General features: G+C 36.8%; 11 protein-coding genes. 4 read left to right on the top strand and 7 right to left on the bottom strand.

The annotated features are described in order from the left end of the window. Positions 1-672 carry a response regulator transcription factor gene (locus tag QRE67_RS06345; RefSeq protein WP_286124056.1) on the bottom strand — a complete coding sequence of 224 codons (672 nt, stop codon included), beginning with the start codon at positions 670-672 and terminating at the stop codon, positions 1-3. Continuing rightward, the gene (locus QRE67_RS06340) at positions 669-1,640 is read right to left on the bottom strand and encodes a YncE family protein (protein ID WP_286124055.1); all 972 of its coding nucleotides are present in this window, start codon (positions 1,638-1,640) and stop codon (positions 669-671) included. The genes QRE67_RS06345 and QRE67_RS06340 overlap by 4 nt, the downstream gene beginning before the upstream one ends. Positions 1,641-1,969: 329 nt before the next feature. On the opposite strand from QRE67_RS06340, the gene QRE67_RS06335 reads away from it, so the two are divergent. From QRE67_RS06335 to QRE67_RS06320, 4 genes are all read left to right on the top strand, one after another. Further along, entirely contained in the window at positions 1,970-3,076 is a 1,107-nt protein-coding gene (locus QRE67_RS06335) for a CdaR family transcriptional regulator (RefSeq protein WP_286124054.1), read from the top strand. 234 nt (positions 3,077-3,310) lie between these two features. After that, positions 3,311-4,723, top strand: coding sequence for a glycolate oxidase subunit GlcD (gene glcD, locus QRE67_RS06330; protein WP_286124053.1), 1,413 nt, complete (start codon positions 3,311-3,313; stop codon positions 4,721-4,723). Further along, positions 4,720-6,048 carry a (Fe-S)-binding protein gene (locus tag QRE67_RS06325; RefSeq protein ID WP_286124052.1) on the top strand — a complete coding sequence of 443 codons (1,329 nt, stop codon included), beginning with the start codon at positions 4,720-4,722 and terminating at the stop codon, positions 6,046-6,048. Before glcD ends, QRE67_RS06325 begins: the two co-directional genes overlap by 4 nt. 458 nt (positions 6,049-6,506) lie before the next feature. Then, on the top strand, positions 6,507-7,334 hold the full coding sequence (locus QRE67_RS06320; RefSeq protein WP_286124051.1) for a CAP domain-containing protein: 828 nt from the start codon (positions 6,507-6,509) through the stop codon (positions 7,332-7,334). Positions 7,335-7,369: 35 nt separating this feature from the next. Here the strand turns inward: QRE67_RS06320 and QRE67_RS06315 are convergent, their stop codons facing one another. The 5 genes from QRE67_RS06315 to QRE67_RS06295 all read right to left on the bottom strand — a co-directional run bounded on the left by QRE67_RS06315 (position 7,370) and on the right by QRE67_RS06295 (position 12,610). Then, positions 7,370-7,975 carry a DUF1648 domain-containing protein gene (locus tag QRE67_RS06315; RefSeq protein ID WP_286124050.1) on the bottom strand — a complete coding sequence of 202 codons (606 nt, stop codon included), beginning with the start codon at positions 7,973-7,975 and terminating at the stop codon, positions 7,370-7,372. A 93-nt stretch (positions 7,976-8,068) separates the two neighbouring features. Continuing rightward, positions 8,069-8,992, bottom strand: coding sequence for an RluA family pseudouridine synthase (locus tag QRE67_RS06310; RefSeq protein ID WP_286124049.1), 924 nt, complete (start codon positions 8,990-8,992; stop codon positions 8,069-8,071). A gap of 98 nt (positions 8,993-9,090) precedes the next feature. Next, a complete protein-coding gene (locus QRE67_RS06305; RefSeq protein ID WP_286124048.1) occupies positions 9,091-9,507 on the bottom strand; it encodes a YodN-related protein in 417 nt (138 codons plus the stop codon). 111 nt (positions 9,508-9,618) lie between these two features. Beyond that, positions 9,619-11,814: an MMPL family transporter gene (locus QRE67_RS06300; protein ID WP_286124047.1), complete on the bottom strand. Its 2,196-nt coding sequence runs from the start codon at positions 11,812-11,814 to the stop codon at positions 9,619-9,621. A 148-nt stretch (positions 11,815-11,962) separates the two neighbouring features. Further along, positions 11,963-12,610 (bottom strand): phosphatase PAP2 family protein, encoded by a 648-nt coding sequence (locus QRE67_RS06295; protein WP_286124046.1) that lies wholly within the window; start codon positions 12,608-12,610, stop codon positions 11,963-11,965. Between the last annotated feature and the right edge of the window lie 39 nt (positions 12,611-12,649).

The following is a 12,649-nucleotide window of genomic DNA, read 5'->3' as shown; positions in this document are numbered from 1 at the left end:
TTACACCTCAAATTTATAGCCTACGCCCCAAACTGTCTGAATATAATTCCCATATTCTCTAAGCTTTAAGCGCATCGTTTTTACATGTGTATCTACCGTTCTCGTACTTCCTGCATAATCGTATCCCCATACTTTTTCAAGCAATTGTTCACGGCTAAACACTTGTCCATGGTGCTGGCACAGAAAATACAGTAAATCAAACTCTTTTACAGTAAGGGAAATCGGCTCACTCTCGATTTCAATACGGCGACACTTTTCATTAATTATAATGGATCCATATTGCAGTTCTTCTTGTTGCTCATGTTTCATATATCGTCTTAATACTGCTTCCATACGAGCAATAAGTTCTCCAGGACTAAACGGCTTTACAATATAATCATCCGCTCCAATGCGCAAGCCATTAACCCGATTCCATTCTTCACCTTTTGCTGTTAAAAAAATAACTGGAACATCAGAAGTTTTACGAATTTCTTTACAGACTGAAACCCCGTCCATCTCTGGCATCATAATGTCTAAAATGACAAAATCATAATGATCCGCTCCTAACATCTGAAGGGCATCTTTGCCATTTTCAGCTTCTCCCCACTCATATCCAAAGTTATCTAAATACATGCCGACCAGTTGTCTCATATCACTTTCATCATCTACAAGTAATACTTTATGTTTGTTCATTGTCCTCTCCCTTCCCGCTGCGTGAGTTGAAATGGACCTTTTCCAACCGCAATCGTTTGTTTCATTTTCATTTCATCTATATCAATCACATACACTTCATCACTATCATAGCTAGCTACATAACCTTCTTTTCCATTTTTCCAAAAAGCAAATGGATTGGATCCTACTTCAACTGCACCTACTTCTTGATACGTACGAGCGTCAAATTTTCGCAGCGTATTTGATCCGTGACTTAATACATAAATGAACGTTTCATTTCCTGCGATACTAACCGGCATAAATGGTGCATGTAAAGAACGAACCATTTGTCCATCTTCTAACGAATAAACCAATACTTTCTCATTTACTTGCTTCCCGTCTCCATGTCCGCCAATCCATATCTCTTTTCCGTCTCCACTTACAAATGCCCCAGTTGATGCAGGGGGCACCATAAAGGAATGAGTCACTTTCTTTTCCTTTATGTCAATTGTAGATAATTGCGTATCATAAAAATTCAGCACATGTAATTGCGTATCATGTTGCACCATTGTAAGCGGGCCTTTTCCTACAGGTATACTGGCGGTTTCTTTCCCTCTTATCGTAAATATACGTATTTTTTGCTCATTTTGATCAGCTATAAACAATTCTTTTTTATCATTCGATACAATCACATTCGCAATCCCTTTTCCCGTCTTCCATTTCTCAATTTGCTTTCCTTCTGTTAATGAGTATACATATATATATTCTAACTGCTTACCGTATACAAGCATGTTCTCTCCACCCGGAAGCATTGCAATGCCTGTAATAGGCTCCTGTAAAGACCATGTTGCGACTGTTTTTTTCGACTGCATATCAATAAAACTAATACTGCCTTCCTTTATATTTGTCGTTATGATTAAGTTTTTATTTTTCGCAATCGGTGTATATAAATCTGACTGACACCCTGTTAATAAAAACATAAAGCATAGTAGAAAAAACCATTTTCTCAAAAGATTCCCTCCATCTTCGAATGATTTCGTTATAATTGTAAAATAGCAAATATTTGTGAGGAAAGTGTGAAATCTTTCTACTTTGCACAACTATATAAATCCATTTTGATTTTTCGACATATAGCCGCGGCTATGGATAACAAAAAGTGACCTGCACTCGTTTTCTCTCTTTGTTTTCACGTGGCACGGGGCAGGAAAAGGATCTGACCACTTCTATGCATGGCTGGATGCTCTCTCCCACCTTAAAAGAAGGGTTTTATGTCAGTTTTTTAATTTGTATTTATATACATATATAATGTACAACAAATAGAAATAGAGGTGTGTAAATTATGCTTTTTCCTGATTTAGCAAACAAAATTGTACGTGAAGTTCGGAGGCTAATTACTGAAAATATTATTATTATCGACATACAGGGTACAATCATTGCTAGTACAGATGCGGCACGAATTGGTCAATTTCACGAAGGAGCCCTTCGTTGTGCGAAACAAAAGAAAACAGTCATTATTACAAATGAAGACGAACTACATTTACAAGGAGTAAAGGCAGGAGTGAATCTCCCCCTTCTCTTCCATGATGAAGTGATCGGTGTCATTGGTATAACAGGAGAACCAGAAAACATTTCTCAGTATGGAGAAATATTGCGGAAAATGACTGAACTATTAATTCATGAAAATTATTTTTTAGAGCAATTAGAACTCGAACAACGCTCCTATGAAGCATTTGTTTTTGATTGGCTACAAAGCAACGACTGGTCTCCTAGCTTTCTCGACCGCGCCAAGACACTTGGCATTGATTTACATAAGAAAAAACAACTCATTTTATTTTCATTCGATCAAGATGACACAATGCTACAGCGAAAAATTTGGCAACATATACGAAACTTATTAGCAAAGGAAGAACTCTTTGTACGTTGGGGAAATGACCGTTTTATTTTATTTACAGCCACGGAAACAAAGAAAAAGACCTTTCAATTTTTAAAACGATTAAAACAAGATTGCGAAACTTTATTTCCTATTACACTGTATATTGGTGTTGGACAAACCGTTATGCCCAATGAAATGCACGTTTCATATGAACAAGCATTGCGTGCCCTTGCTGTTGCATTAGAAACGAAAGGTATTATATTTAATGAAGATTTACGTTTAGAAATGTGTTTGCAAGATATTACAGCTGAAACACGTGAAGAGTTTCTCCACCGTACCATTTATCACTTACTGCCAGCAACTGAACTGATGCAAACACTGCGATTATTTATCGAAAACAATCAATCATATAAACGAACAGCTGAAATGCTACATATTCATATTAATACATTGCATTACAGATTAAAAAAAATAGAAGATTACACAGAATTAGACCCAAAACAATTTAAAGATTTAATCATTTTATATTTCGCTCTTCTCTTATTAGATAATCAAACAAAAAAAAGAAGGTAAAACCGGTTAATCTTCAGTTGTTTATACATAGAAAGAAATCCACCACTTTCTTATGATTGTAATGAAAACACTGTTACAAAATTAATATCCTTATTTTCCTATAATATGAAACTTTCATTAGTGGCGGTTTTCTTCATTCTCCACCCATGATTAGCTTTCATCAATCAAGCTTTTACGAAATAAATCAGTTGAAAGTAGGATAAGCAAGATAACAGTTTGAGGGGGATTTTTTTAATGTTAGAACAGCGTATTATTGATTCATTCGTATCCATTGTTGGCCAAGATAATGTCGATACGTCCAATATGGGGCGTTTAACGTATAGTTACGATGCGACTCCAAATTTCCAAGCGATGCCGGATGCGGTTGTCGCACCTCGCAATACAAATGAAATAGCCGAAATATTAAAGGTATGTAATGATCATAAAGTTCCTGTTTACGTTCGTGGCTCTGGAACAAACCTTTGTGCAGGAACATGTCCACTTGAAGGCGGTGTTGTTCTTATTTTCCGCTATATGAATCGTATTTTAGAAATTGATGAAGAAAACTTAACAATTACGGTGCAAGCAGGTGTCATTACTCTTGATATTATTAAGGCTGCCCAAGAAAAAGGACTATTTTATCCACCAGATCCAAGCTCCATGAAAATTTCTACAATTGGCGGCAACATTAATGAAAATTCCGGTGGATTGCGCGGTTTAAAATATGGTGTAACACGTGACTATGTTATGGGTCTTGAGATTGTTCTCCCAAATGGCGACATCATTCGCACTGGCGGGAAATTAGCAAAAGATGTAGCAGGCTATGATTTAACTCGTCTGTTTATCGGCTCTGAAGGAACACTTGGGGTTGTAACAGAAGCGATTTTAAAACTTATTCCAATGCCTGAAACAAAGAAAACAATGCTGGCATTATACCAAGACATCAATGAAGCTGCTCGTGCTGTTTCAGCAATTATCGCAAATAAAATTATTCCAGCAACACTGGAGTTTTTAGATCAACCAACAATCGAAGTTGTAGAAGAGTTTGCACAAATTGGTTTACCAACAGATGTAAAAGCCATTCTTCTGATCGAACAAGATGGTTCTCCAGAAGTTGTAAACCGTGATATTGAAAAAATGGCCGAAGTTTGTCGTTCTATGCATGCAGTTGACGTCCGTGTTGCCAAGGATGAAACAGAAGCTGATGCGCTCCGCACAGCACGCCGCAGCGCTCTTTCTGCTTTAGCAAGACTCAAGCCTACAACAATTTTAGAAGATGCAACTGTACCACGTTCGCAAATTGCCGCAATGGTTGAAGCAATTAATGAAATAGCAAAGAAATATAACATCTCCATTTGTACATTTGGTCATGCTGGCGATGGTAACTTACATCCAACTTGTATGACAGATGCACGTAATGAAGAAGAAATGCACCGTGCTGAACAAGCATTTGCAGAAATTTTCGAAAAAGCAATTGAACTTGGCGGCACAATTACAGGAGAACACGGCGTTGGTGCCATGAAGGCTCCTTATTTAGAATTAAAATTAGGAAAAGAAGGCATCGCTGCCATGAAAGGCATTAAACAAGCGTTTGACCCGCATAACATTATGAATCCTGGAAAAATGTTTGCAAAAGACTCTCGCAAAAGAGTGGTGGCCCAGCGATGACAACATTAAACAAAATCCAAATTCAAAAAGAATTTAAAGACCGTCTCAGTGAAGATGAATTATTAAATTGTATGCGCTGTGGATTTTGTTTACCAACTTGTCCAACCTATATTCAATCTGGGTATAAAGAATCACACTCCCCGCGTGGTCGCATTGCGATTATGAAGGGAGTCGTTGATGGCTTAATTGAACCCGATGAAGATGTTGAAAACACATTAAATGTTTGCCTTGGCTGCCGCGCTTGTGAACCCGTTTGTCCATCCGGTGTCAACTATGGACATTTACTAGAAGAAGCACGGGATATTATTAACCAAAACAAGAAGTTTTCCATGCCAGTCAAAGTTGTTCGTAAAGTCGTATTTGAAGGTTTATTCCCTCACCAAAACCGGATGCGAACATTAACAGGGCTTATCGGTTTTTATCAACGTTCTGGTTTACAAACGTTAACGCATAAAACAGGAATTATGAAGCTGTTCCCTGAAACGTTAGCAACAATGGATCTTGTCTTACCGAAAGTACCAAAAATGAAAGAAATGAAAGACCGCCCTGAATTTTTGCCAGCTGAAACAACGAAGAAAAAACGCGTTGCTTTCTTTACTGGTTGTTTAATGGATACGATGTTTTTAGAAACAAATAATGCTACGATGAAATTGCTTCAGCTTGCTGGCTGCGATGTTGTTATTCCGAAAGAACAGAGCTGTTGCGGAGCACTACATGGTCATGCTGGAGAAAAAGGCGGAGCAAAAGAACTTGCAAAAAGAAACATTCAAGCCTTTGAAGATTTAAAAATCGATTATATCATTACAAATGCCGGTGGTTGCGGTGCTTATTTAGTAGATTATGACTATTTATTAAAAGATGATCCAGAATGGGCTGAGCGCGCACAACAGTTTGTTGCAAAAATAAAAGATATCACTGCTATTTTAGTAGAACTAGATTTCCATAAACGAAATGATTTACGTCTTCCTCCGCAAATTATCACTTATCAAGATTCTTGCCATTTACGCAATGTGATGCGGACATCATCTGAACCACGTATGCTCTTGCAAGCCATTCAAGGCGTGACATATCGCGAGATGAAAGATGCAGATCGTTGCTGTGGTTCTGCTGGTATTTATAATATTGTCCATTCTGAACTATCTATGGAATTTTTAGATTATAAAATGGAACGCGTTCACGAAACAGATGCAGCAACCATTGTCACTGCCAATCCAGGCTGCTTACTACAAATGAAACTCGGAATTGAACGAGAAAACATTTCTCATAAAATGAGAGGTGTTCATATTGTAGATGTGTTATTAGAAGCAATTGAATACAACTCGTAATATATGTAACAATATGAAAACGGCTATCTCTTTCTTCTATGTAAAGGGATAGCCGCTTTTTTATTCGCTACAACATTAAAAATATGTTACTGTCTCATGAAAAAGAACAACAAAAAGATTACAGCTTTGTTAAAAAGCATCCATTATATTCCTCAAAAAAATGATTAAACCCTTGCCATGATTACCTTCCCCCTTTCACCAATAGGTAAGTATACCCAATTCAGACCCCTTACATGTGAAGCAGAACATGCTGAAAATTCCTTTTATAATCTAGTTTTCTCTCTTTCTAGCTCCTTTTTAAATCTAGGATAAAAAAGGAAATTTCAGAGTCTATGTATTTTTTTCCATCATTTTTTCTGCAATTTGTATGCTACGATGAATTTGTCAGTCGGACAGACAGACAAACATAAATCTGTGCGATAACAGTTAAAAAACTTTTACATAGGGGGACACATGTCATGAAAAAACGTGTTTTATTATCTGTAGCAGCAGCAACTGCACTTACTCTAGGAGTATCAACGCTAGATGCACAGGCTGCAACGCCGCAACCAGCTACAATAAAGGTTCAAAATATTCAGCAAGCTAAAGTAGTTATGCAACATATGAATCAACAAGAATTGCAAAATTACTTACAATCTATGGGGATTAACTCACAAGTACAATGGAATCAAATTCAATTTCAACAAGGTAACTGCTTCATTCCTGGTGAGCAACCAAACGTAACAGTACCTGATGAAAATGTAGTAGTAACACCTCCAACTGCGAAACCAGAAACACAAAAACCAGTTGAAAATGAAGAAACTGCAAAACCAGAAGCACAAAAGCCTGCTGAAAACAATAACAATACTAACAACAACGAAACACAAAAACCTGCTGAAAACAAACCAGCAGAAGAAGCAAAAGGCTCTTTAAGTGAGTTTGAACAACGCGTTGTTGAATTAACAAATGCTGAGCGTACAAAACAAGGCTTACCAGCATTAAAAGTAGACGCTGAATTAAGTAAAGTTGCACGTATTAAGTCTGAAGATATGCAAAAAAACAACTACTTCGATCATAACAGCCCAACATACGGATCTCCATTTGATATGATGAAGAAGTTTGGTATTTCTTATAAATCTGCAGGTGAAAATATTGCTCAAGGCCAACGTACACCAGAAGAAGTTGTACAAGCTTGGATGAACAGTGAAGGTCACCGTGCAAACATTTTAAATAGCGGTTTCACTCATATCGGTGTTGGATATGTAGAAAGCGGAAACTACTGGACACAACAATTTATTACGAAGTAAATAGAAAAAGAGTCTTCTACTATAGAAGGCTCTTTTTATGTTTCATAGTTTTCTAATGTATACGCATATAAAATATAGAACATAAAAGAAATTGACCCACAGCTAATTACACTAATTAACAAGTAAAAGCCCCACTCTTGTTTCAAAAATAAACAACCCCAAATCATAATTGCCATCCCTTGAAAAATACGCTGACTATACAAACGTATTTTCTGTAACACAACCGGCTCCTCTTCCTTCCTTGTTTCTCTTTGAAATCCTTTACTGATCATAAATAGGAACACACTAATCCCCATTGTAAGCCAAGTTTGAAACTGTATATTGATTCCGATACCAATGGTGAGAACAAGCATATGAATAAACAGCAAAAATACAAACACACTTTTCTCAAATCCCCTTACAATGTATTGATCTGCTTCCCGAAACTTATATATGTATTGTGAGATTATATATAATATGCTGTGTAACAAAATAATGAGGCATGGAATAAATAATACAAAAACTTGTTTCCTTACAAATTCATTTGTTTTACCACTCTGGTTCCAATGCACCGCTACATAATTTGGTAAGTATGGATATACAACTAACGTAATTAGAAGACACGCCAAAAATATCCCCATAATAAACCTGTATCTTGCCAAATGACCTTCACCTCTCTTTTCTATTTACGAGCTTCTATTCTCATAAACGATTTCCTGCTGAGAAAAAGATTTCTCCATAAAAAAAGCCAAACTTTACCTGTTCGACTTTTGGAAAGACTGCATAATATGATTTAGATTTTGAGGAGGCGGAACCTCTACTGTAATCTTTTCTTTTGTAATTGGATGTAACAAAGCAATACGTACCGCATGCAATGCTTGGCAAGACATATATGTTGTTCTCCCGCCATATAACGTATCTCCAACAAGCGGATGACCCATGTGACTCATATGAACACGAATTTGATGGGTTCTTCCTGTCTCTAATTGCAATGTCACAAGCGTCACATCTTGCTTTTTAAAATATTGTTCTACTTTATAATGCGTTACAGCGTGATCACCTTTTTGAGAAACACGGCGCCTTGTTGCATGATGCCTGTCTCTTCCAATCGCTGCATCAATAATCCCTTGCTTCTTTTTTACTTTTCCTTCAACCAATGCCATATATGTTCTTTTAATATTTCGCTCCATTAACAATCGATCCATAATTGCACCGGCTAATGCATGCTTTGCAAATACGACACCACCGGTTGTATCTTTATCTAACCTATGAATATGACGCACTTTTGTCTCTAATCCTTGTATTTGTAAATGAAAGGCAACACAGTTTGCAAGTGTTCCTGTTCCACCTTTATCTGAGGGATGTGTGTCCATTTGCACAGGTTTATTGACAATTAATACGTGATCATCCTCAAATAATACATCAAGATCATGAAATTCTGGCTGAACGCCATACTCTTCTTGGGAAAACATATGAACTTGCAGCTTATCTCCTTCTCTTACAGGCTCGCTCCACCGTTTCCGTTCTCCATTCACAACAATTCCTTTTTCCATACGAAGTTGATGCAATAATTTTTTAGGGACGCCCCACTCTTCCTTTAAAAGCGAATCAATAATCATACTATCCCATTTAGCAGGAACTATAATTTCGCACCATTCTCCCTTTTTCTTTGTTTCCATACCTATCACCTTATTTCTATTCATTCTTCTATTGTACCGGAAAATGCTTCGTTATGCACCGTTCAAAAGAAAAGACAGTCTATATAACAGACTGTCTACTAAGCGCGTAGCCTCTTCATTTCTTGTAGCATTTCCTCTGCTTTTTGCTCATATGATAGGTCCTTGAAAAAATCAGCTAATCGCTTATAGTCATTATAAGCATCTAATAGTTCATCAATCGCTTCTTGACAAGGTAACTTCAGCTTTTGTTTCATTTTAATCGGGTACCGATAACCCGACATTTCATGTATTTTATAAAACTCTTCCTCCACTTGAATCACCTTTACAAGTTCCTCTTCTTCTGCATCTATGGTATATCCATCAAACTCTCGCAACAATTCATAAATAATATGTGTCCATTCGTCCTTTGGATAAAACCCTTTTTCTAGCCTATAGCCGACAATGCGATACATATGCCCATCATTTTCTGCAAACTGTACAGTATCATTTAACTTAAATTTAAAATAGCGAAACATTGTCTTCACCTGCTTTTATATGTATGTAATGTTCTTATCACATACTATTTGCAAAAAGAGGGCGATGCTATTCATGAAAAAAGCGCTCATCTACAAGATGAACGCTTTTTTTCAATCCATTTTTTTCTCTTTCTTCTTTCGAAACGGCAACCACCAATTCCAATCTCCGAACATTTTCATTAAACTTGGTACTAACATGAGCCTAATAATCGTTGCATCAAGAAAAATAGCAAGTGCAACGCCAAGCCCCATTTGCTTCACTGGTAGAATATCAGTAAACGCAAATGCACCTGTTACGACAATCATAATGAGAGCGGCTGACGTAATAATACGGCTCGTTGAGACAAGCCCTTCTAATGTTGCCGTATCATTATCTCCTGTCTCTTCATACAATTCATGAATACGAGAAATAAGGAACACTTCATAGTCCATACTTAGGCCAAAAACAAGTCCAAAAATAAAGATTGGCAACACGAATAGCACAGGGCTCTGTTCTAATCCAAAATGGCCACCTTCAAAAAGCCAGATTACAATACCGATTGTTGCACTTAAACTAAGAACGTTCATAATAATAGCCTTAATTGGGATTAGTACGGAGCGGAATGCAATTAATAAAATAAGAAAGGTTGAACCAAATATAACAGACATCCCAATGACAACTTTATCTTTAATTTCATCCTCTAGCTCTTGTTGAAATGTTGTCATACCCCCTAAATAATAAGTCATGCCATCATCTTTATACGTTTCTTTAAAATCACGAACCCATTGCTTTGCTGTCTCCGTTCGTGGTTTTGTATGTAAGAAAACTTGAACGGTTGTTTTATTTTCTTTTGTATATGCTTCAAGTACAGGTTCTACTTGCGCACGCTGCGGTGATTGTAACAATCCAGTAACCTGCTCTGCCGTCATACCGTTTAGCTCATCATACATACTCTTTACTTTGTATACATGTTTATCTTTTTTCAGTTTTTGAACAACATCCTCTATCTGTTGTAAATTTTCTTTTTTCGTTACATCGCTTTTCGTTTCTAGTACCAGAGTAACATCTGCATGCTTCTTTACAATTTTATGGAATGACTCTTCATAGCTCTCATAAGCAGTTCGTGTATCACTTTTCTCTGGCAATGCTTCTACTCCTGGAAACTGAAGGTTTGCAGTACGCAGCGGCAATAAACATACGATGATAAAAAGAGTAACAACTACGATCATCATAATCGGATGCTTCATAACAAACTGGGCAAATTTTCGCCACATATTTGATGTACGGGGTGCAGCTTGGTTCTTTTTCAATAATCGCTTTCCGATTAAGGATAACAGTGCTGGAAGAAGCGTTAATGAAAATAAAATACTCATTACAACAACAATCATCCCACTAATCGCGACAGATTGAATATAATCAATTTCAAAGAAAAACAATCCTGATAACCCAACAAATACGCACAAGCCTGAAAATATAATTGCCCGACCAGCTGTTTGATACGTAACGGCTATCGCTTCTTTTACCGTACGATGTGCTACCTCCTCCCGAAAACGATTGACAAACAACAGTGCAAAGTCAATCGACAAAGCAAGTCCAATCATAGGCGCTACATTCAATACAAAAATCGATAGTTCTTTATCCACGCCGATAAAATATAGAATACCCATTGTACTAATAACGCTAAGAGCCCCGTTTATAATCGGTAAGATCGATGCAATCAAGCTACCAAATGAAAATAGTAGAACAAGAAATGCAATTGGTAAGCCAATCATTTCTGCTACTTTCAAATCATTTTGTGTTCGTTCATTAATTTCATCATTAATCATGGGAAAGCCAGTTGGGGATACCTTCACAGCATCGCTGCTTTCCTTTTTCACTTCACTTGCAAAATGTAATGTCTTTTCATTCCGTTCTTTACTTGTTTTTCCGGAAAATAAAATAGTCGCATAAGCAATATCGTCTTGTAACATTTCCTTATTTTCTAACGGATGATGAAACGAATCGTATGTTTCTTTCGTTTGAACTTGTTTTACGATTTCTTCTATTCGTTTATGAAACTGTTCTTTTGAAGTTCCTTTTTCCTTTTGAAAAACAAGCAGAAGCGTATCTTGTGACTGCTTAAAATCTTTATCTAAAATCGCTTTTGTCGTTTGATAGTCTCCCTTTGTTTGAAAGCCATCTCCCCCTAATACACCTGGGAGCTTTGGTGCAAAAATGCCAAGTGCTACCGCTAGCACAAGCAAGGCCGCTATGACTGTATAGCGAAATTGATAGAGAAGGATACCCACTCTTCCCCATTTGTCTACCTTATGTACATTTGTTTTCACACACCATCACCTACTTTATATAATTAATGAATCTGCATACATTTTATCACATCGCTTATTACGAAATAGTCGCGTTTTGATTTTGTTGCATATATTCTACAAAAAAATGTCCGAAAAAAACCGTTATACCAGTCTTTTCGGACACCCTTTACCTCTCTTGATTCATTTGAAATCGCTCTGACAACAATCGATGAAAATAAATAGCTATGATTAAAAGAATTCCACCCGCGCAATACCCAGCTAAAATATCAGTCGGATAATGGACAGATAAAATAATACGACTTAATCCAATCCATAGAATTACTATCGCCATAGCAATCGTAATAACAATCTTTCCGGCTACGTTTTTTACATTTGCAGCAATAATATAAGCGAGGAATCCATACGTCATAATCGATAGCATAGCATGTCCGCTTGGAAAGCTATATCCAAGGGCATCTAGCGCCGCATTTAAACTCGGACGATCCCTTTTCACAATTTCTTTTATTCCTTTATTAACAAGATGCGTCATAAGTATAGCAACGGGATAAACGAACATGGCTACGTAATAACGCTTCTTTAAAAAAATAATGAGACTAATCAAAACGATACTAATAATCCCAATTGCAGAGCCAAGCTTTGTAAAAAAGGAGAAAAATGAAAGCGACCCTTCTGTTTGCAAGCCTTTTACAAGTCCTCTTACATATTCGTCAATTGCTGTCACACCACCTGCCTGTACTTTCCAAGCAATGAGACTAAATAAAGCTAGTAATAAGATGATACAAAACATCTCATATTGATGTAATTTTCGTTTCAAAGCATGTCCTCCTACTATGAAAAAAATGCGATTTCTATT

This window comes from Bacillus sp. DX3.1 (genome assembly GCF_030292155.1).
Taxonomy (GTDB): Bacteria; Bacillota; Bacilli; order Bacillales; family Bacillaceae_G; genus Bacillus_A.
Note: the sequence above shows the minus strand (reverse complement) of the source record. Positions and strands in the feature narration are given on the sequence as shown.

Coding starts and splice junctions, on each gene's coding strand:
- QRE67_RS06345 (WP_286124056.1), bottom strand. CDS start 672: ATGAACAAACATAAAGTATTACTTGTAGATGATGAAAGTGATATGAGA.
- QRE67_RS06335 (WP_286124054.1), top strand. CDS start 1,970: ATGCTTTTTCCTGATTTAGCAAACAAAATTGTACGTGAAGTTCGGAGG.
- glcD (WP_286124053.1), top strand. CDS start 3,311: ATGTTAGAACAGCGTATTATTGATTCATTCGTATCCATTGTTGGCCAA.
- QRE67_RS06325 (WP_286124052.1), top strand. CDS start 4,720: ATGACAACATTAAACAAAATCCAAATTCAAAAAGAATTTAAAGACCGT.
- QRE67_RS06320 (WP_286124051.1), top strand. CDS start 6,507: ATGAAAAAACGTGTTTTATTATCTGTAGCAGCAGCAACTGCACTTACT.
- QRE67_RS06310 (WP_286124049.1), bottom strand. CDS start 8,992: ATGGAAACAAAGAAAAAGGGAGAATGGTGCGAAATTATAGTTCCTGCT.
- QRE67_RS06305 (WP_286124048.1), bottom strand. CDS start 9,507: ATGTTTCGCTATTTTAAATTTAAGTTAAATGATACTGTACAGTTTGCA.